Annotated in this window: 19 protein-coding genes; 9 read left to right on the plus strand and 10 right to left on the minus strand. The window is 57.0% G+C overall.

Features of this window, described 5'->3' with window-relative positions; genetic code table 11:
• Positions 1 to 165: 165 nt before the first annotated feature.
• From MKR05_RS00160 to MKR05_RS00175, 4 genes are all read left to right on the plus strand, one after another.
• Entirely contained in the window at positions 166 to 1,902 is a 1,737-nt protein-coding gene (locus MKR05_RS00160) for an FAD-dependent oxidoreductase (protein ID WP_135719041.1), read from the plus strand.
• 85 nt (positions 1,903 to 1,987) lie between these two features.
• A complete protein-coding gene (locus tag MKR05_RS00165; protein ID WP_023289080.1) occupies positions 1,988 to 2,743 on the plus strand; it encodes an SDR family NAD(P)-dependent oxidoreductase in 756 nt (251 codons plus the stop codon).
• Positions 2,744 to 2,767: 24 nt separating this feature from the next.
• Positions 2,768 to 3,631: an IclR family transcriptional regulator gene (locus tag MKR05_RS00170; RefSeq protein WP_124070407.1), complete on the plus strand. Its 864-nt coding sequence runs from the start codon at positions 2,768 to 2,770 to the stop codon at positions 3,629 to 3,631.
• Positions 3,618 to 4,445, plus strand: coding sequence for an IclR family transcriptional regulator (locus MKR05_RS00175; protein WP_023289082.1), 828 nt, complete (start codon positions 3,618 to 3,620; stop codon positions 4,443 to 4,445). The genes MKR05_RS00170 and MKR05_RS00175 overlap by 14 nt, the downstream gene beginning before the upstream one ends.
• A 21-nt stretch (positions 4,446 to 4,466) precedes the next feature.
• On the opposite strand, the gene MKR05_RS00180 is transcribed toward MKR05_RS00175, so the two are convergent.
• Positions 4,467 to 5,600: a tartrate dehydrogenase gene (locus tag MKR05_RS00180; protein WP_087824722.1), complete on the minus strand. Its 1,134-nt coding sequence runs from the start codon at positions 5,598 to 5,600 to the stop codon at positions 4,467 to 4,469.
• Between the two features lie 82 nt (positions 5,601 to 5,682).
• Here MKR05_RS00180 and MKR05_RS00185 point away from each other — a divergent pair, with 82 nt between their 5' ends.
• Positions 5,683 to 6,645, plus strand: coding sequence for a LysR substrate-binding domain-containing protein (locus MKR05_RS00185; protein ID WP_238875009.1), 963 nt, complete (start codon positions 5,683 to 5,685; stop codon positions 6,643 to 6,645).
• Here MKR05_RS00185 and MKR05_RS00190 read toward each other — a convergent pair.
• From MKR05_RS00190 to puuD, 4 genes are all read right to left on the minus strand, one after another.
• Positions 6,642 to 7,922 (minus strand): FAD-binding oxidoreductase, encoded by a 1,281-nt coding sequence (locus tag MKR05_RS00190; protein WP_023289085.1) that lies wholly within the window; start codon positions 7,920 to 7,922, stop codon positions 6,642 to 6,644. The two genes, MKR05_RS00185 and MKR05_RS00190, sit on opposite strands and share 4 nt — an antisense overlap.
• Before the next feature lie 2 nt (positions 7,923 to 7,924).
• Complete coding sequence (gene puuC, locus MKR05_RS00195; protein ID WP_032455303.1) at positions 7,925 to 9,412, minus strand: aldehyde dehydrogenase PuuC; 1,488 nt, start codon at positions 9,410 to 9,412, stop codon at positions 7,925 to 7,927.
• A gap of 320 nt (positions 9,413 to 9,732) precedes the next feature.
• The gene (gene puuR, locus MKR05_RS00200; protein WP_002898590.1) at positions 9,733 to 10,290 is read right to left on the minus strand and encodes an HTH-type transcriptional regulator PuuR; all 558 of its coding nucleotides are present in this window, start codon (positions 10,288 to 10,290) and stop codon (positions 9,733 to 9,735) included.
• 25 nt (positions 10,291 to 10,315) lie between these two features.
• A complete protein-coding gene (gene puuD / locus MKR05_RS00205; protein ID WP_072199196.1) occupies positions 10,316 to 11,068 on the minus strand; it encodes a gamma-glutamyl-gamma-aminobutyrate hydrolase in 753 nt (250 codons plus the stop codon).
• Positions 11,069 to 11,293: 225 nt separating this feature from the next.
• Here puuD and MKR05_RS00210 point away from each other — a divergent pair, with 225 nt between their 5' ends.
• A complete protein-coding gene (locus MKR05_RS00210; RefSeq protein WP_002898595.1) occupies positions 11,294 to 12,715 on the plus strand; it encodes a glutamine synthetase family protein in 1,422 nt (473 codons plus the stop codon).
• A gap of 353 nt (positions 12,716 to 13,068) precedes the next feature.
• Positions 13,069 to 14,460: an APC family permease gene (locus tag MKR05_RS00215; RefSeq protein ID WP_044522001.1), complete on the plus strand. Its 1,392-nt coding sequence runs from the start codon at positions 13,069 to 13,071 to the stop codon at positions 14,458 to 14,460.
• Between the two features lie 118 nt (positions 14,461 to 14,578).
• Here MKR05_RS00215 and MKR05_RS00220 read toward each other — a convergent pair whose 3' ends face one another.
• Positions 14,579 to 14,701, minus strand: coding sequence for a small membrane protein (locus MKR05_RS00220; protein ID WP_002898600.1), 123 nt, complete (start codon positions 14,699 to 14,701; stop codon positions 14,579 to 14,581).
• 255 nt (positions 14,702 to 14,956) lie between these two features.
• On the opposite strand from MKR05_RS00220, the gene MKR05_RS00225 reads away from it, so the two are divergent.
• On the plus strand, positions 14,957 to 15,178 hold the full coding sequence (locus MKR05_RS00225; protein WP_072413610.1) for a hypothetical protein: 222 nt from the start codon (positions 14,957 to 14,959) through the stop codon (positions 15,176 to 15,178).
• Position 15,179: 1 nt separating this feature from the next.
• Here the strand turns inward: MKR05_RS00225 and MKR05_RS00230 are convergent, their stop codons facing one another.
• Both MKR05_RS00230 and MKR05_RS00235 read right to left on the minus strand, forming a co-directional pair.
• Positions 15,180 to 15,968: an SDR family oxidoreductase gene (locus tag MKR05_RS00230; RefSeq protein ID WP_072413609.1), complete on the minus strand. Its 789-nt coding sequence runs from the start codon at positions 15,966 to 15,968 to the stop codon at positions 15,180 to 15,182.
• A gap of 115 nt (positions 15,969 to 16,083) precedes the next feature.
• Positions 16,084 to 16,533: a helix-turn-helix domain-containing protein gene (locus MKR05_RS00235; protein WP_050532884.1), complete on the minus strand. Its 450-nt coding sequence runs from the start codon at positions 16,531 to 16,533 to the stop codon at positions 16,084 to 16,086.
• A 152-nt stretch (positions 16,534 to 16,685) separates the two neighbouring features.
• Here MKR05_RS00235 and agp point away from each other — a divergent pair, with 152 nt between their 5' ends.
• Positions 16,686 to 17,933 carry a bifunctional glucose-1-phosphatase/inositol phosphatase gene (gene agp, locus MKR05_RS00240; protein ID WP_077271457.1) on the plus strand — a complete coding sequence of 416 codons (1,248 nt, stop codon included), beginning with the start codon at positions 16,686 to 16,688 and terminating at the stop codon, positions 17,931 to 17,933.
• A 66-nt stretch (positions 17,934 to 17,999) separates the two neighbouring features.
• On the opposite strand, the gene MKR05_RS00245 is transcribed toward agp, so the two are convergent.
• Positions 18,000 to 18,227 (minus strand): YccJ family protein, encoded by a 228-nt coding sequence (locus tag MKR05_RS00245; protein ID WP_008805934.1) that lies wholly within the window; start codon positions 18,225 to 18,227, stop codon positions 18,000 to 18,002.
• Positions 18,228 to 18,247: 20 nt separating this feature from the next.
• The gene (gene wrbA / locus MKR05_RS00250) at positions 18,248 to 18,844 is read right to left on the minus strand and encodes an NAD(P)H:quinone oxidoreductase (RefSeq protein WP_002898704.1); all 597 of its coding nucleotides are present in this window, start codon (positions 18,842 to 18,844) and stop codon (positions 18,248 to 18,250) included.
• Positions 18,845 to 19,135: the final 291 nt, after the last annotated feature.

Raw genomic sequence — 19,135 nt, forward strand, 5'->3', positions numbered from 1 at the left:
CACACCGAAAGGTGTGGTTTTTTTATACATTTTTGTAACATCGATCGCAAATTTATAATTACACAATAACAAATTATTTGATCATTATGTAATTAAGCGTTAGTTTGCCTGCGAAGAAAATCCATATTGACCGTCCGGGGTGGGCGAGAAACAAAGGGGGATTCGATGACTAAAGAGCAAGAGTTTCACTGCGACGTACTGGTGGTCGGTAGCGGTGCGGCAGGTATGTCAGCGGCAGTAAGTGCGGCACATCAGGGGCTGAATGTACTGATTGTGGAAAAAGCAGCGCGTTTCGGTGGCACTGCTGCCCGATCTGGTGGGTGGGTATGGATCCCGGGCAGCGATCAGGCTAAAGCCTGGGGCCATCTTGATTCAATTGAGTCGGTGAAGCGTTACTTAAAGCATGAAGGGGGTGCCAGCTATAACGAAGAACGAGTGGATGCATTCTTGCGTCATGGCCCGCAAGCCGCCGCCTTCTTTAGCCAGGATACCGCAGTCAAATTTGAAATGCCTCTCACTTTCCCTGATTACCATGCTGAAGCTCCCGGGGCAGCGCAGGGAGGACGCTCCATGGTGGCGAAGCCGTTCGATGCTCGTCAGTTGGGGAAACATTTGGCCAAATTGGAACCTCCGCTACCTGAATTGACAGTGTTTGGCATGATGATTGGGTCGGGCAACGATATTCGCCACTTTATGAAAGCGACGCGTTCGCTGGAGTCCGCCATCTACGCCACGAAGCGTTTAACTAAACATTTTTGGCAAACGTTGACCTGTGGACGAGGCATGACCTTAACCAACGGTAATGCTCTGATGGGCAGATTAGCTAAATCGGTCTTTGATAAGAATGTGCCGCTCTGGCTGAATTCACCCGTCAGGGAGTTGATCCTTAAAGAGGGGGCGGTCATTGGCGCAAAGGTAGAAAAAGAAGGATCGTTATATACGGTCTACGCATCGCGCGGTGTGGTGCTGGCCGCCGGCGGTTTTTCTCATGATATTAAGAGACGAAGCGAACACTATCCCCATACGCCAACCGGGAAGGAACACTGGAGCCCGACAGCCGAAACCAATACCGGCGACAGCCTGAATATGTTTGAAAATATCGGTGGGAGAGTCGATAGCCATTTGCCAAACGCCGCCGCATGGGCACCGATATCGTTAACCCGACGACCGGACGGCGGTCAGGGAGTGATGCCACACTTTATTGATCGGGCAAAGCCTGGCGTTATCGCGGTGACTCGACAGGGACGCCGTTTCACTAACGAAGCCAACTCCTATCATGATTTCGTGCAGGCAATGATCAACGTTAGGGATGCTAAAAGTGAAGTTTGTGCCTGGTTAGTTTGCGATCGCCGAACTCTCAGACGCTACGGGCTGGGATGTGTCGCGCCATTTCCGCTACCGTTGAAACGCCATTTGACCTCCGGCTATCTCCTTGAAGGGCGCACGCTGGAAGCATTGGCGGAAAAAGCGGGCATTGAGGTGGCACAGTTTAAGGCGACGGTGGAGGAATATAACCGTTATGCCGCCTACGGTCAGGATCCGATCTTTGGTAAAGGTTCAAAAGCCTATAACCGTTATCAGGGCGATGCTTTGCATAATCCTAATCCTTGCATCAATACCATTGAGCGCGGGCCTTTTTATGCGGTGAAGGTTTTACCTGGTGATATCGGGACCTACAACGGTATCCCGGTTGATGCGGATAACCGTGTTCTGGATCAGCAGAAGAAGCCCATCCGCGGCCTGTTCGCCATTGGTAACGATGCCACTAGCATCATGGGCGGTAATTACCCGGGGGCAGGTATTACCCTGGGACCGGCATTAACTTTCGGATATGCCGTGGGTCAGTATTTGGCTCACTGCAGCACCCCTTCAGTCTCCGAGACGATAAAAAAAGCATCCTGATGCTTTAGCTATTTTTCTTGCCTCCGGATGCGCTCTTTCACGCATCCGGAAGGATGGGTTATTACTCTTGTTGAAGAACACGATTATGCAAATTGCACCATTATTTGATTTAAGCGGTAAGAAAATACTCATTACCGGGGCGGCAAAAGGTAATGGCGCCGCCTTAGCGCGCGGGATGTCGGATGCTGGGGCAGAAGTCATATTGGTCGATGTCGATGACAAAGGCGTGCAGCGTTTAGCAGATACGTTTAGAGCAGAAGGGCGATTAGCCAGTGCGTACCGGCTTGACGTTAGCCAGATCGAAGGATGTCTGCAGCTTGCTGAGGAGGTAGGGGATATCGATGTATTAATCAATAATGCAGGACTGTTGAAGCGGATCCCCTTTGCATCGGCATCTGTTTACGAGGCCTTTGCCGTCACGCTCGCCGTGAATGTTCATGGTCCTTTTAATATGACCCGTGCATTTTTACCTGCCTTAAAAAGACGGCGTGGAAATATTATTAATATTGCTTCTATCCAGTCCTTTGTCGCCGCACCAACCTCACCCACCTATGCCATCTCTAAAGGCGCGCTGGCGCAGTTAACCCGGACGCTTGCTGCGGAACTGGCGACGGATAATATACGTGTAAACGCCATTGCTCCGGGAATGATCGCGACAGAAATGTCGGCAAGTACAAGGGATAATGAAGAGGTTATGCAGCGTTTTTTGCAGCACGTGCCGATGAAGCGTGCCGCGCAACCTGATGAACTTATTGGTCCTGCGACTTTTCTCGCTTCGTCTGCTGCCAGCTATGTGACCGGTGTGATATTGCCTGTAGACGGAGGATATCTGGTGAGCTGATGGATTACCGTTGCGTTGAGGCTGGTGAGTGAAGCATCCCAAAACATATTGTTAGCACCTGATGCCCAAGATAAAGTACCGCTTCATAACAACCTGACAGCAGCGGTAAGTGCTATGAAATCAGAATCGCGTGGGATCCAGAGCGTGGAAATCGCCGGGCAAATTTTACGAGTACTGGTGGACCATTCCCGTCCCTTAACGCTCAGCGAAATAGCTGAGCGGGCAGGGACAACTTCTGCGCAAATTCATAACTATCTGGTAAGCATGACGCGCGTGGGTCTGCTTAAGCGTGACCCACAAAGTCAGAAATTTGAACCAGGGGCACTAGCCCTCCGTTTAGGCGTCGCAGCCCTACATAGCCAGTCGGTAGTGGAAGAGGCTATTGCTCATATTGCAGCGTTGGGACAGCGTTTAAACGTCAATATGTTTCTTTCTGTGTGGGGACGTTTTGGCCCGCTGGTCATTGACTATCGTGAGCATGGTGCAGTGATGAATATTGGTTTTCGCCTGGGAAGCGTACTTTCTCTGACCCAGACAGCGACAGGAAAACTTTTCGCCGCTTATCACGATCGCGAACAGTGTACCGAGGTAATTAACCAGCAGATGTTTACGCGCGATAAGCTGGATGATTATCTCTCCCCGGCTTTTCAGCAACAATTGGCCGCCATCAGGAGAGACAAAATATCGATTGCACAGTCTTATCCGTTGGCATCAATTACCAGCCTTGCTGTCCCGGTGTTTGCGGCTGACAACTCGCTTACCCTGACGATCAGCGCGTTTGCGGCCGCTCATGATTTGATAGGTGAGCGCTTAACGATGGTGAGCAATGCTCTTCAAGCGCTCGCCGCCTCCCTTTCATGCAATGAGATCGCTTATGAATCACGTTGATAATGATAAGAACTCGCGTGGAGTGCAGTCGGTTGAAACTGCCGCCTTGATGTTAGAGTTCCTCACAGGCCAACAGGGTGGTGTGCCGCTAAAAAAGATTGCCCAGGCTGTCGGTATGAGTCCGGCACGGGCTTTCCCGTATCTTATAAGCCTGGTACGTAGTGGACTGGTGACAAAGGATGATGCACGAGGGCTTTATCTACCCGGAGAACTGTCACAGCAGTTAGGAATGCTGGCTCTGCATTTACACCGTCCTTACGATACCGCTGAACATACGTTGAAGATCTTAAACCTGGAATGCGGACATAGTGCTGCCCTGAGCGTTTGGGGGAACATGGGACCAACGGTCGTGCGCGTTGAAGAGAGTCGTTATAGCGTATATCCGGAAATTCGAATCGGGTCGGTGATGTCGCTGGAGCAGACCTCCATTGGTCAGGTATTTTCCGCCTGGATGCCAGAGGAGATCGTTCGCGAGGCATGGGAGGCGGAGTATTGGCGACGTGAGCACCGTGCGGCGCCGAAAACGGCTATGGCGGCATTCTTTGCGAAGTTAGAGGCTGTTCGTCAGGCCGGGTGCGACTTCAAGCAAAATGTTCCTGCGCCAGGATTGAGTTCCGTGAGCGCGCCGGTTTTTGATCTCAGTGGTTCAATAGCTTACGCGTTGACCTTGTTTGATGAGAGTGGGGTCATTGATGTGAGCCCCGGCGGTGCAGCCCAACAAGTGTTGCGCCATCATGCATACTGCCTGTCGGCAGCGCTGGGGCTACGGATTGATTATCCCACTGGTGATTTAGCGGTTACCTCAACGCGTTGAGTATCTCTAGTGTGCCTCGCATCAATGGTCGCTACTCGAGCTGGTTTTCCTGGCCGTCATTGGAACGACTTCACTCAGCACAGCCAGGCAAACCGCGTCTCCTACCTGTTGGGTGGAGGCAGAGCCCTGCATATCCGGCGTCTTCGGCCCACTGGCGATCGTCTGCTCAATTGCCGCCAGGATGCCGTTGTGCGCAGCGTGATAGCGCGCATCGCCGTTCCCGAGAAAATCAAGCATCATCGCCCCGGCCCATATGGTGGCGATCGGATTGGCGATATTTTTACCGTAGATATCCGGCGCTGAACCGTGGACCGGCTCGAACAGCGACGGGAAGGTGCGCTCCGGGTTGAGATTGGCCGATGGCGCAATACCAATGGTACCGGTGCAGGCCGGGCCGAGATCGGAGAGAATATCACCGAACAGATTGGAGCCGACGACCACGTCAAACCGCTCCGGCTGCAGCACGAAGCGGGCGCAGAGAATATCGATATGCTGCTTGTCCCAGCGGATCTCGGGATAGTTTTTGGCCATCTCCTCCACCCGCTCATCCCAGTAGGGCATGCTGATGGCCAGCCCGTTGGATTTCGTCGCCGAGGTCAGCGTTTTGCGCGGGCGGCTTTGCGCCAGCTCGAAGGCGTAGCGCAGGATACGGTCAACGCCCCGGCGGGTAAAGATCGACTCCTGAATCACCACTTCATGCTCGGTGCCTTCATTGGCGCGCCCGCCCAGAGCGGAATATTCGCCTTCGGTGTTCTCGCGCACCACGTAGAAATCGATATCGCCAGCCTTTTTCCCCGCCAGCGGGCAGGGGACGCCGGGGAACAGGCGCACCGGGCGCAGGTTGACGTACTGATCGAACTCGCGGCGGAACTTCAGCAGCGACCCCCATAGCGAGATATGATCCGGGACGGTATCCGGCCAGCCGACGGCGCCAAAGTAGATGGCGTCGAACCCCAGTAACTGCTCGCGCCAGTCGTCCGGCATCATCTTACCGTGATGAGCATAATATTCGCAGCTTGCCCACTCCATCTGCTCGAAGCTCAGCGCCAGATCCCACCGCTGCGCGGCGGCTTTCATTACGCGGATCCCTTCAGGCAGAACTTCTTTGCCAATTCCGTCACCCGGGATGGCGGCAATACGACAGGTTTTTTTCATTCCGGTTCTCACTTTTTAGCGATGATGTTTGACCACCTGCTTATCCTATAATTGACTGATTCATAATTAATCACGCTAACTGGTGAAACATAAAACACAGATCATGAATAATCTGCCGCTGCTGAATGATTTACGCGTCTTTATGCTGGTCGCCCGCCGGGCCGGGTTTGCCGCCGTCGCTGAGGAGCTGGGCGTATCGCCGGCTTTTGTCAGCAAGCGGGTTTCGCTGCTGGAGCAAACCCTGAATGTGATGTTGCTGCACCGGACCACCCGCCGGGTCACCATTACCGAAGAGGGAGAGCGGATCTACGAGTGGGCGCAGCGCATTCTGCAGGATGTCGATGAGATGATGGACGAGCTCTCCGACGTGCGTCAGGTGCCGCAGGGAACGCTGCGGATTATCAGCAGCTTCGGCTTTGGCCGCCGGGTGGTGGCCCCCGCGCTGTCGGCGCTGGCGCTTCAGTACCCGCAGCTGGAGCTGCGTTTTGATGTTCAGGACCGGCTGGTGGATTTAGTCAATGAAGGGGTGGATCTCGATATTCGCCTCGGCGACGATATCGCGCCGAATCTGATTGCCCGCCAGCTGGCGCGCAATCACCGCGTGCTCTGCGCGTCGCCGCAGTTCCTCGCCCGCCATGCGCCGCTGAAACAGCTGAGCGATCTGGCGGCTCTGCCGTGCCTGGTGATTAAAGAGCGGGATCATCCGTTCGGCGTCTGGCAGCTGCATAGCAAAGAGGGCCTGCACGCCATCAAAGTGACCGGGCCGCTGTCGTCCAACCATGGCGAAATTGTTCATCAGTGGTGTCTGGACGGGCAGGGGATTGCGCTCCGTTCGTGGTGGGACGTCAGGGAGAATATCGCCAGCGGGCATCTGGTGCAGGTGCTGCCGGACTACTGGCAACCGGCCAACGTCTGGGCGGTTTACGTCTCCCGCCTGGCGACGTCGGCTAAAATTCGCACCACCGTGGAGTTTCTGCGCCACTATTTCCAGCAACACTATCCGCAGCATGAGCCGACGGCCAGGGCCGTCGGCAAAGACGATTAAACCCCAAGGCGGTCGCGCAGGCTGTAGTAGGCGGCGCCCATCGCGGTAAAGGGGATACGCAGGCTGCGGCCGCCCGGGAACGGGTAGTGCGGCAGTTTGGCAAAGGCGTCGAAACGCTCGGCGTCGCCGCGCAGCAGTTCCGAAATCAATCTTCCGGCGAGGTGGGTACAGGTGACCCCATGCCCGCTGTAGCCCTGCATGTAGTAGATGTTGCTATCCAGGCGACCAAACTGCGGCATCCGCGACAAGGTCAGCAGGAAGTTGCCCGTCCAGCGGTAGTCAATCTTCACCCCCTGCAGCTGTGGGAAGGTTTTCAGCAGCTTTGGCATAATCAGCCGCTCCACATCGTCCGGGTCGCGGGCGCCGTAGACCACGCCGCCGCCGTACAGCAGGCGGTTATCGCCGGTCAGACGGTAGTAGTCCAGCAGGTAGTTACAGTCTTCCACACAGTAGTTTTTCGGGATCAGCGAGCGGGCGACCTCCTCCGACAGCGGCGCGGTGGTGACCACCTGGGTGCCGCACGGCATGCTGCGCTTCGCCAGCTCCGGCTCCAGTTTGTCACCGAGATAGGCGTTGCCGGCGACGATCACATAGCGGGCAGTGACCTGGCCGCGGGCGGTGCTGACCACTGCCGGGCTGGTGTGCTGGATGCGGGTGACCGGCGACTGCTCATACACCCGGCCGCCGTTCAGGCGAATAGCGTCCGCTTCGCCGATGGCGAGGTTGAGCGGGTGAATATGGCCGCCGCTGTGGTCGAGCAGGGCGCCGACGTAGCGGTCGCTGTCCACTTCGCGACGAATCGCCTCTCTGTCCAGCAGCTCCAGCTGCGTGTTGCCGTAGCGCTCCCAGTTGGCTTTCTGTTCTTCCAGCGTCTCCAGCTGTTTATGGTTCATCGCCACGAACAGGCCGCCCGGCCGGTAATCGCACTGGATCTGATAGCGCTGGATGCGTTCGCGGATAATATCGCCGCCTTCGAACATCATGCTGCCGAGCATTTTCGCCGCATCCGGGCCGTAGTTTTTTTCAATCACGTCGATATCGCGGCTGTAGGAGTTAACCAGCTGACCGCCGTTGCGGCCGCTGGCGCCGAAGCCGATGCGCGCCCCTTCCAGCACCACCACGTCGTAGCCCATTTCGGCAAGATGCAGGGCAGAGGAGAGGCCGGTGTAGCCGCCGCCGACGACGCAGACGTCGCAGCTTATCGATTCGTCCAGCGTCGGAAAGGGTTCATATTTGTTGGCGCTGGCGGCGTAATAGCTGGTGGTATGTTCGGTCATGATTAAGACTCCAGGGCAATCCAGATGGTTTTCAGTTCGGTGAATTTTTCCAGGGCGTGCAGCGACTTATCGCGCCCGTTGCCGCTCTGTTTGTAACCGCCGAAGGGGACGGTCATATCACCATCGTTATAGTTGTTGACGAAGACCGAACCGGCCTTCAGGCGGCGGCTCATGCGGTGGGCGCGTGAGAGATCGCGAGTCCATACCGCGGCCCCGAGGCCGTAGTCGCTGTCGTTGGCAAGCCGCAGCGCCTCGTCTTCGCTTTTGAATCGCGTCACCACCAGCACCGGGCCGAAGATCTCTTCCCGGCTGAGGGTGGAAGCCGGGTCGACGTCAATGAAAATGGTCGGGCCGACGGCGGCTGGCCATGGATTTTTCCGCCCATCGAGGAACAGCGTGCTTTTACTTTCGCCGCCGCGAATAAAACTGTGCACGCTGTCGGCATGGGTGTTGTCAATCAGCATGCCCATGGTGGTGTTTGGGTCGAGCGGGTTGCCCGGCTGCCAGTGTTGCGCTTCGGTTTTCAGTCGCGCCAGGAACTCGTCGGCGATGCTCTCCTCCAGCAGCAGGCGGGTGCCGGCGATGCACACCTGGCCCTGGTTGTAGAAGATGCCGCCGGCGGTGGCGCTGACCGCTTTTTGCAGATCCGGGCAGTCGGCGAAGACGATGTTGGCGCTCTTGCCGCCCGCTTCCAGCCACACGCGCTTCATATTGCTGTCGCCGGCGTCTTTCAGCAGCTGCTTGCCGGTGCGGGTGGAGCCGGTAAAAGTAATGACCTCCACGTCAGGATGCAGGGCGAGCGCCTGTCCGGCCTCGTGACCAAAGCCGCTGACCACGTTCAGCACGCCGTCCGGCAGGCCAGCCTCTTTCGCCAGCCCGGCGAGGCGCAGGGCGGTGAGCGGCGATTTTTCCGACGGCTTAAGGATCACGCTGTTGCCTGCCGCCAGCGCCGGACCGAGCTTCCAGCAGGCCAGCAGCAGCGGGAAGTTCCATGGCACCACCGCGGCGATGACGCCAATCGGTTCGCGGACGATCATCGCCAGCTCGTTGCTGCCGGTGGGGGCCACTTCGCCATAGACTTTATCCAGCGCTTCGGCATACCAGCGGATGGCGCGGGCGGCGCCGGGAATATCGTCGCGCAGGCTGTGGCGAATCGGTTTGCCGGTATCCAGCGTTTCCAGCAGCGCCAGCTCTTCGCGGTGGGCCTCCATCAGGTCGGCGAAGCGTGTGAGAACCGCTTTACGCTGCGCGGGGGCGGCCTGTGACCAGTCGCCGTTATCAAAGACCCGGCGCGCGGCCTTCACCGCCAGCTCAACGTCGGCTTTTTTGCCGCGGGCGACATGGGCTAACGTTTGCTGCGCGGCAGGGTCAATGGTTTCAAAGGTGGTATTATCGACCGCGGCGCAATATTCGCCGTTAATAAATAATCGTGTTTCAATGGCCAGGCTTTTCGCTTTTTCCTGCCAGTAAGCCAGGTGCTGAAAATTCATCATGACTCCTTAAAAACATTATCGGCAAATTAATCATTTCGGCGTTTTCAGGCTGCACGGGGGCGCGGCGCCAGGCGCAGGGCATCGTGAATCCCCGGAGTTGAATACCGTTTTATTGCCCTAAATTTCGGCAGGTTGTCTGCATGCCGAATAATTCAGGGACGAGTCGCCATTCACGGCGTTAATTATTTCAGGGCCAGCAGGAAATAGGATCCCCTTCCGGCACAAACGTTATGACGGCGAGTTTTTCGCGGCGACGAAAATAAAATTTCCGCCGTCGCAGGTCTGAAGAAAGCCTGAACCTCGTTCAGGCTAACTATTCAGAATGTGGTGGGGGTGTGGGCACTGATGATGCGGCAGATGCCTGCCGAGGTGTTGCTGAAGCTGTGCGGGATGCCGGTGTTAATGGCATAGCTCTGTCCAGCCACCAGGTGGTACGACTGACCGTTAATGGTCAGCACGATCTCCCCCTCCAGTATGGTGCCTATCTCCTCACCCTGATGCTTAATCCTCTCCCCGGTCGTGGTTCCAGGCTGGTAAGTTTCAAAAATCATCGCCAGCGTACGGTTCGGATTTCCGTTATGAACCAGCTTCATGGAAACGCCCTGACTGCCCATTTCGATAAGGTCATCCTGATTAATGACCACCTGGGGTTCGTCCGGCTTTTCGGGTTCAGAAAAGAATTCCGAGAGCGACAGCCCATAGACTTTCAGCAGCTTTTGCAGCGTACTGATGGCGGGACTGACTTTGTCCTGCTCTATGGTGCTGATGGCACTATGTGTTAACCCAGACAGTTCGGCGGCACGACGCTGCGAGAGACCCAGCTGTTGGCGGATCTCTGACAGACGTTTCCCTGGCGCCAGTCCGTCATCGCTCATATTTGCATTTCCTTAACGGTAGTGGTCAGCGCCGCCGCTTTTCAGCATGATGGCCCTGACAGGCGGTGATAAAACCATCAAACAACATACGCGACAGGGCGTATTCGCTACTGTTCCATTCAGGATGCCACTGTACGCCCAGCGCGAAAGGGTGATCGTTCACGCTGACCGCTTCCACCAGTCCATCCGGCGCTCGCGCCTCCACGCGCAGCTGCGGACTCAGGGTTTTTGCTCCTTGTCCGTGTAGCGAGTTTACCCAAAACGTGTTGCAGCCCGGTATCAATTGCGACAGCAATCCTCCTTCCTGAACCTCAACCTGATGGGACGGGGCATACTGCTGCTCGACGGGCAGTTCAGGATCTTCGCGATGCTCCAGCAGCTCAGGCTGCTCGAACAGACGACGATACAGAGTCCCACCGGTGGCGACAACCAGTTCCTGCAGTCCACGACAGATGGCGAAAATGGGGATGCGCCTTTCGAGTGCGGCGTTAATCAGCGCCATGCTCAGAAGATCACGCCCGGGGTCGGCGTCAGGCTCATCGCCGTTTTCACCATAAAGGTGCGGCTGCACGTTACTGGGGCTGCCTGGCAGGTATATCCCGTCCAGTTTATCGACTAACGCGTTCAGCAGCTCCGGCTCCGCCAGCGCATGCGGCAGGGCGATCGGCAGTCCGCCGGCGTTAACAATTGCATTCAGGTACTTTTCTTGCAAGGTCTGGGTCTGGTGACCCTTAAGCCTGTTTCTACACATCACGACGCCAATAACTGGCTTGTACATTATATTTTCCATGATCGCCCTCACAAAGTGGACTAAATTATGACCGCTATAGCGGGTTTAACGGCCATATCGTTCAATATTTTCTCAATCTAGCAGTGGAAATAGCCCTTTGCAAACTTAATTTAACATTTGACAAACAATTTATTTGCATACACAGTCGATGGGGTGGACATTATATTTAACGGTCTGAGTGCAGGACCGAAACCAAACCAACGGCGGTGAATCATGGAAACCAATATCGTAGAAGTTGAGAATTTTGTTCAGCAAACGGAAGAGAGACGGGTCAGCGCGTTCGCGAAAGAAGTGAAGCGCTACCTCGAAACCTACCCTGATACCCAATATGTCGATGTCCTCCTCACTGATCTGAACGGCTGCTTCCGCGGCAAGCGCATCCCCGTTGCCGGCCTGAGCAAGCTGGAGAAAGGCTGTTATTTTCCGGCCTCGGTGTTTGCGATGGATATTCTCGGCAACGTCGTGGAAGAGGCCGGTCTGGGCCAGGAGATGGGCGAGCCGGATCGCAGCTGCATCCCGGTGCCCGGTACCTTAACGCCTTCAGCGGCCGATCCGCAGTCGATAGCCCAGGTACAGCTGACCATGGTTGATGAAGATGGCGCTCCCTTTGACGTTGAGCCGCGGAACGTACTCAACCGCCTCTGGCAGCAGCTGCGCCAGCGCGGGCTGTTCCCCGTGGTAGCGGTAGAGCTGGAGTTCTATTTACTGGACCGCAAACGCGATGCCGAAGGCTACCTGCAGCCGCCGTGCGCGCCGGGCACCGACGATCGCAACACCCAAAGCCAGGTCTACTCGGTCGATAACCTGAACCACTTTGCCGACGTGCTCAACGACATCGACGAGCTGGCGAAACTGCAGCTGATCCCCGCCGACGGCGCGGTGGCCGAAGCCTCGCCGGGCCAGTTTGAAATCAATCTCCACCATACCGATAACGTGCTGGACGCCTGCGATGATGCGCTGGCGTTAAAACGTCTCGTGCGTTTAATGGCGGAGAAGCATAAGATGCACGCCACTTTTATGGCCAAGCCTTATGAAGAGCATGCGGGCAGCGGGATGCATATCCACATCAGCATGCTGAACAATAAAGGGGAAAACGTGCTGGTGGACGGCGACGGGGAAGACTCCGCGCTGCTTAAACGCGCGCTGGCCGGGATGATCGATCTGATGCCGGCCTCGATGGCGCTGCTGGCGCCGAACGTGAACTCGTATCGCCGCTTCCAGCCGGGGATGTATGTCCCGACGCAGGCTTCCTGGGGCCATAACAACCGTACCGTGGCGCTGCGGATCCCGTGCGGCGAGCGGCAGAACCACCGCGTGGAGTATCGCGTGGCGGGAGCGGACGCCAACCCGTATCTGGTGATGGCGGCGATTTTCGCCGGTATCCTGCACGGGCTGGATAACCCTCAGCTGCCTTTGCAGGAAGAGGTGGAAGGTAACGGCCTGGAACAAGAAGGGCTGCCGTTCCCGATCCGTCAGAGCGACGCGCTGTGGGAGTTTATGCAGAACGATCACCTGCGTGAGCGTCTCGGCGAGCGTTTCTGCCACGTTTTCCATGCCTGCAAGCATGATGAATTATTGCAGTTTGAGCGTCTTATCACAGAAACTGAAATTGAGTGGATGTTGAAAAACGCCTGATGGTCGCCCCGCGAGGGGCGCATGAGTTGAGTCATGAGTAGCATCATACGGCCTGAGCGGAGCCTGGTCGTCCTTTTTGCTGGGAGCCCAGCCATTTCCCGGATGTCGCGTTAAGGAGCGCAGGCGGCAACGGGGCTTCAGTTAACGACACAGTGTGTGACGAGGAAATGAGATGATGCAGATGTTCAAATATCCGCAGGGAGAGGGAGGCCGCTCAGGCCGCATTGGATGCCAGCCAGCAACCGCTCACCGGTCCGTCTTACCCTTTTATTTATGCCTTACCCCCTTGCTAAGCAGGTTTGTCACGCGAACGTTGTGCCCGCAAACTGTTATCCGCAAGGGGGGAATGGTCGATGGCAATTAATCTTCCTGCGCATAACGCCGCTCAGGCGGGCAGACCGCGTCTGCGTAAATCCCTCAAACTCTGGCAAGTGGTGATGATGGGGCTCGCCTATCTGACGCCGATGACGGTGTTTGATACCTTCGGCATTGTCTCCGGCATCAGCAACGGCCACGTCCCGGCGTCGTATTTGCTGGCGCTGGCTGGCGTGCTGTTCACCGCCATCAGCTACGGCAAACTGGTGCGCCAGTTCCCTGAAGCCGGCTCTGCCTACACCTACGCGCAAAAATCCATCAGTCCGCACGTCGGTTTTATGGTCGGCTGGTCGTCGCTGCTGGATTATCTGTTCCTGCCGATGATCAACGTCCTGCTGGCGAAGATCTATCTCTCGGCGCTGTTCCCGGAAGTGCCGCCATGGGTGTGGGTGGTGACCTTTGTCGCCATTCTGACCGCCGCGAACCTGAAAAGCGTTAACCTGGTGGCCAACTTCAACACCCTGTTCGTGCTGGTGCAGATCTCGATTATGGTGGTGTTTGTCATTCTGGTGGTCCAGGGGCTGCACAAAGGCGAGGGGGTAGGGACCGTCTGGTCGCTGCAGCCGTTTATCAGCCAGAATGCGCATCTGATCCCGATTATTACCGGGGCGACCATCGTCTGCTTTTCGTTTCTCGGCTTCGACGCGGTGACCACGCTGTCGGAAGAGACGCCTGACGCCGCGCGGGTGATCCCGAAGGCGATTTTTCTCACCGCGATGTACGGCGGCATTATTTTCATCGTCGCGTCGTTCTTTATGCAGCTGTTTTTCCCGGATATTCATCGCTTTAAAGACCCGGACGCCGCGCTGCCGGAGATTGCGCTGTACGTGGGCGGCAAGCTGTTCCAGTCAATTTTCCTCTGCACCACCTTTGTTAACACCCTGGCGTCCGGCCTGGCGTCCCATGCCAGCGTCTCCCGTCTGCTGTACGTGATGGGCCGCGATAACGTCTTCCCGGAGCGCATTTTCGGCTATGTGCATCCGAAATGGCGCACCCCGGCGTTGAACGTGATTATGGTGGGTATTGTCGCGCTGTCGGCGCTGTTCTTCGACCTGGTGACCGCCACCGCGTTGATTAACTTCGGCGCGCTGGTGGCCTTCACCTTCGTTAACCTGTCGGTGTTCAACCACTTCTGGCGGCGCAAAGGGTACAACAAAACCTGGAAGGATCGACTGCACTATCTGCTGCTGCCGATGGTCGGGGCGTTGACGGTAGGGGTGCTGTGGATCAACCTCGAGGCCACTTCCCTGACGCTCGGTCTGGTGTGGGCGGCGCTTGGTCTGGTGTATCTGGCTTATCTGACCCGACGCTTCCGTAAACCGCCGCCGCAGTTCGATGCCGCCAAGGCGGAGCAGGCCTGGGAGTCCTAGAGCCTGACGCAGAAACCGAACAAAGGCAGGCCCGCAGGCCTGCCTTTGTTATGGCATCGGTAAGGGACAGTACAGGATGGTAAAGAAATCAGCAGAAAACGGCGGAGAACGGAAGGTATTATTTCTTCTTTTTATGGACAGGTAACTGACTGGCGCGCCGCTCTTTGAGGTACGACACCAGACTGTAGATGGCGACGCCCAGCAGCGCCACCGCGACGATAAAGAGAATAAGACCCGACATAGACCAACCTAAAATTCTGTTTAGAAAGGGAAAAAGATACAGGGCTCAGTTGAAGATAGCATCGGGATATGTCTGAAAGATGACGCCTCATCGCGGGAATATCCGCCGCAGGGGTTGTGATAAAATATTTCCCGCAGGAATGTGACAGCCTGGGTTTCAGCTGAAAGGGCGTAACACTCCGTTAAGTGATTTTACAGAAGTGCGGCCAGCAGCGGGTTACGCTGACCGCGAATTAGAATGATCTGAGAGCAAGACATGTATAAGAAAACCCTCAGCCTGCTGGGCGTGGTGCTGGCGCTGACGGCCTTCGCCAGTCAGGCTGAAAATGAACGTCAGGCGATCCGCGAGCGGATCGTGGAGCAGGTCCTGAAACCGTGTGAAGGTAAAAAAGCGGGCGATAAGGTGGTGATCACCGATCGCCGCGGCGGTGAGCACGAGGCGATCTGTACCCTGGCGGCGGTTCCACTACCGGAGTGAGTTAGCGATATCGCGGCGCTGGTTGCCCGGTTCGCGCGCTGGTAAACAGCGCCAGTCGCGTCTGCTCGAAAGCCTCCCACAATCCCAGGTCATGCACGGGCGGTAAGGTGACCTTTTCCCCCATCTCCAGTCCCCTGAGGGCGGCGTCAACCAGATCCTCGGTGGTCATGACCGTACCGGTGGGCAGGGCGTCCAGCGCCACGCCGGAGGTCGGCCACAGATCGGTGGCGGTCGCCGCCGGCAATACCACCTGAATACGCACGCCGCTGTCGGCAAACTCATCCTGCAGGCCACGGGTAAAGCTCAACACCCACGCTTTGCTGGCGCTGTAGACCGCGCTGCCCGGCAGCGTATGCAGCGCGAGAATAGAGGCAATATTGATCAGCGTTCCGCGGCCCCGGGGAGCGAAAGCGGCCAGCGCGGCATAGCTCAGGCGCAGGAGCGCGGTGGTGTTGAGCGTATGAATCGCCTGGTGCTCGCGCGGCGTACTGGCGAGAAAGCCCGCCATTTTTGCCGTGCCGGCGTTGTTGATGAACAGGTCAATGGCGGGATCGTGCTGCAGACGCTGCTCCACGGCTTCAATGCCTTGCTCCTCGCTCAGGTCGGCCTTGACGATGCTGGCCCGGATGGCGTAGCGCGCCTGCAGCTGCCCGGCGAGCGTCTGCAGCCGATCTTCACGGCGGGCGGCGAGGATCAGATCGTAGCCGCGAGCGGCGAGTCGTTCGGCATAGATCGCGCCGATACCTGAGGAAGCGCCGGTGATAAAAGCAGTGTGCGATGACTGGGACATGAGTATTGCCTCTTAAAAGGTTGCATTATTAAACCAAATTCAGGATGAGATACTTGGTTTAATAATGCAACCATTTTGCCGGGCTTTTTTTATTTTTGCCTGCCGCGGGCAGCGATTAGTCGTTCAGCGGAACGGCGATGGTGATATCCGCCGGGGCCAGCTCACGGCCATCCGCCGCCTGCAGGACCAGTTTACGCAGGGGCTGGCGCTGCTGGCGGTCAATGAGCCGGGTTGCCGGTTCGTCAGGATCGAACAGAAAGTCATCCGCCCACTGGGAAAGGGCGACCAGCACGGTCTGCAGGGCGCGGCCCTTATCCGTGAGGACGTACTCCTGCCAGGCGCTGCCGTCGGAGGCCGGCTGCAGACGCAGGATGCCTTCATCCACCAGCATTTTCAGGCGTCCGGCGAGCATATTTTTGGCAATGCCGAGGTTTTTCTGGAATTCACTAAAACGGCACGCCCCGCGCAGGGCATCGCGGACGATAAGCAGCGACCACCAGTCACCGATAACGTCGAGGGAGCGGGCGACAGGACAGCAGCTGTTTTCAAGACGGGTACGTTTCACGAAAGCCTCCGGGTTAGTTGTTTCATTATAAAACTATTTGGTCGGCAGAGGAAATTTTCGGCGGCGGTCTAAGTTTGCGAGCGAATGCCAGGAAAAATGGCATAAATCCGTCACAATTAACCCGATGATAATAAATGACTAAGGATGAAGGGATGAAAAAACGTCTACTCGCCGCCGCCGTAGCCGGCGCGGTCATGTTATCCGCCGGCGCTCTGGCGCAGGACACGGCCGCCCCGGAGGGGTATCAGCTGCAGCAGGTGCTGATCATGAGTCGTCACAACCTGCGCGCGCCGCTGGCCAATAACGGTAGCGTGCTGGAGCAGTCCACCGCCAAAGCCTGGCCGCAATGGGATGTGCCGGGCGGCCAGCTGACCACCAAGGGGGGTGTGCTGGAGGTGTATATGGGCCACTATATGCGCGAATGGCTGGCGCAGCAGAAGCTGGTGACCAGCGGCGAGTGCCCGCCGGAAAACGCTGTTTACGCCTACGCTAACAGCCTGCAGCGCACCGTCGCCACCGCGCAGTTCTTTATCACCGGCGCGTTCCCGGGCTGCGGCATTGCGGTGCATCATCAGCCGCAGATGGGCACCATGGACCCGACCTTCAACCCGGTTATCACCGACGACTCCCCGGCGTTTCGTGAGAAAGCGCTGCAGGCGATGGAAAAAGAGCGCCAGGGGTTGCAGTTGACCGAGAGTTACAAGCTGCTGGAGACGATGATCGATTACCGCAACTCGCCCTCCTGCAAAGAGAAGCAGGTCTGTTCCCTGAGCGAGGGTAAAGATACTTTTAGCGCCGGTTATCAGCAGGAGCCGGGGGTGTCCGGGCCGCTGAAGGTGGGCAACTCGCTGGTGGACGCCTTCACCCTGCAATATTATGAAGGCTTCCCCAAAGACCAGGTGGCGTGGGGGGAGATCACCAGCGATAAGCAGTGGCAGGTGCTGTCGAAGCTGAAAAACGGCTATCAGGATAGTCTGTTTACTTCGGTGGCGGTGGCGCAAAACGTGGCCAAGCCGCTGGTCAACTATATCGATAACGCGCTGGTGGGCGAGGGGGCCAGCAAGGCGAAAGTCACGCTGCTGGTGGGACACGACTCGAATATTGCCTCGCTGCTGACGGCGCTGGACTTTAAGCCCTATCAACTGCCCGGCCAGTATGAGCGCACGCCTATCGGCGGCAAACTGCTGTTTCAACGCTGGCACGACAGCGGCAGCAACCGCGATCTGATGAAGATTGAGTATGTCTACCAGAGCACCGAGCAGCTGCGTAACGCCGACCCATTGACGTTGCAGACCCCGCCGCAGCGGGTCACGCTGGCGCTTAACGGCTGCCCGGTCGATGACCAGGGTTTCTGTCCGCTGGAGACCTTTAAAAAGGTGATCAACGAGGCGGCGAAATAACGAAAAAACCCGGAGCAATCCGGGTTTTTTAGCAGGTTAGGGTGAGACTCGGCAGGGATAAACGTCCTAAACGTTTTTACGCTCAATCGTCTGTTCACCCCAGAACAGCGCATCTTTATCGGTTTTGGCAAAGGCCAGCGCCAGCACTTCGTCGCTGCCTTCCTCCCAGATTTGCTCCGCCAGTTTTTCATCATAGTGGGCGACTTCGAAAATCGCCTCGGCGATCTCCGGCGAGGTGTTACGTAAACTTGCCCATTCGCCGACGCGATGTGCTTTTGCTTCTTGAGTTGGCATAGTGCTCCTCCTGCGGAAGATTAGCCGTGCAGTTTAACGGCCAGTTTGGCGACATGTTCACCCTGATAGCGGGCGATGGCTAACTCTTCCTCGCTTGGCTGACGCGAGCCGTCGCCGCCGGCAATAGTGGTTGCGCCATAAGGCGTCCCGCCGCGGACCTGGGAGATATCGAACAGCTCCTGGGCGCCGTAGCCGATCGGCACGATGATCATGCCGTGGTGGGCCAGCGTCGTCCAGGTGGAGGTAATGGTTTGTTCCTGGCCGCCGCCGGTGCCGGTTGAGCTGAATACGCTGGCGATCTTGCCATACAGCGCGCCGGATGCCCACAGGCCGCCGGTCTGATCGAGGAAGGTGCGCATTTGTCCGGACATATTGCCGAAACGAGTCGGGGTACCAAAGATGATGGCGTCATACTCAGCCAGTTCCTGCGGCGTAGCGACAGGCGCGTTTTGCGTTTTACCGCCTGCTTTGGCAAACGCTTCTGCCTGCATGGTTTCCGGCACGCGCTTCACAACCACCTCAACGCCGTCCACCCGGTTCGCCCCATCGGCGACGGCATGAGCCATGGTTTCAATGTGTCCATACATGGAATAATAAAGCACCAGAATTTTAGCCATTTCCATCACTCCTCGGTTGCATTATAAGCCAGCCAAATAGCTGGTACCTTTAAAGATAAAGCCTCTGCCGAAGAGTGCAAATCCAACGGGCATTTATTTGATTTATAACAAAATGACAAAGCATTATTTACTTTTCCTTGCGCAGCGCGGCCTGAGCGGCGGAGAAGCGGGAAGCGATGCCTCCGTCATTCTGGCCGGTGCGGCGAGGATGTAGCATCAGGATACATTTTCGCTAACTATTTTTTCTTCGTCAGCAGAGGAGGTTAGCGCCATCACGCGGCGCGAGGGGAT

The organism is Klebsiella sp. K5-204, from assembly GCF_030128585.1.
In the GTDB taxonomy this organism is placed as follows: Bacteria; Pseudomonadota; Gammaproteobacteria; order Enterobacterales; family Enterobacteriaceae; genus Klebsiella; species Klebsiella quasipneumoniae.

Bases quoted from the DNA above. Each gene is read 5' to 3' on its own strand.
- MKR05_RS00215 (WP_044522001.1), top strand. From the start codon at position 13,069: ATGGCAATTAATCTTCCTGCGCATAACGCCGCTCAGGCGGGCAGACCG.
- MKR05_RS00220 (WP_002898600.1), bottom strand. From the start codon at position 14,701: ATGTCGGGTCTTATTCTCTTTATCGTCGCGGTGGCGCTGCTGGGCGTC.
- MKR05_RS00175 (WP_023289082.1), top strand. From the start codon at position 3,618: ATGAATCACGTTGATAATGATAAGAACTCGCGTGGAGTGCAGTCGGTT.
- MKR05_RS00230 (WP_072413609.1), bottom strand. From the start codon at position 15,968: ATGTCCCAGTCATCGCACACTGCTTTTATCACCGGCGCTTCCTCAGGT.
- wrbA (WP_002898704.1), bottom strand. From the start codon at position 18,844: ATGGCTAAAATTCTGGTGCTTTATTATTCCATGTATGGACACATTGAA.
- MKR05_RS00210 (WP_002898595.1), top strand. From the start codon at position 11,294: ATGGAAACCAATATCGTAGAAGTTGAGAATTTTGTTCAGCAAACGGAA.
- MKR05_RS00160 (WP_135719041.1), top strand. From the start codon at position 166: ATGACTAAAGAGCAAGAGTTTCACTGCGACGTACTGGTGGTCGGTAGC.
- MKR05_RS00165 (WP_023289080.1), top strand. From the start codon at position 1,988: ATGCAAATTGCACCATTATTTGATTTAAGCGGTAAGAAAATACTCATT.
- MKR05_RS00225 (WP_072413610.1), top strand. From the start codon at position 14,957: ATGTATAAGAAAACCCTCAGCCTGCTGGGCGTGGTGCTGGCGCTGACG.
- agp (WP_077271457.1), top strand. From the start codon at position 16,686: ATGAAAAAACGTCTACTCGCCGCCGCCGTAGCCGGCGCGGTCATGTTA.
- MKR05_RS00180 (WP_087824722.1), bottom strand. From the start codon at position 5,600: ATGAAAAAAACCTGTCGTATTGCCGCCATCCCGGGTGACGGAATTGGC.
- puuR (WP_002898590.1), bottom strand. From the start codon at position 10,290: ATGAGCGATGACGGACTGGCGCCAGGGAAACGTCTGTCAGAGATCCGC.
- MKR05_RS00190 (WP_023289085.1), bottom strand. From the start codon at position 7,922: ATGACCGAACATACCACCAGCTATTACGCCGCCAGCGCCAACAAATAT.
- MKR05_RS00245 (WP_008805934.1), bottom strand. From the start codon at position 18,227: ATGCCAACTCAAGAAGCAAAAGCACATCGCGTCGGCGAATGGGCAAGT.
- puuC (WP_032455303.1), bottom strand. From the start codon at position 9,412: ATGAATTTTCAGCACCTGGCTTACTGGCAGGAAAAAGCGAAAAGCCTG.
- puuD (WP_072199196.1), bottom strand. From the start codon at position 11,068: ATGTACAAGCCAGTTATTGGCGTCGTGATGTGTAGAAACAGGCTTAAG.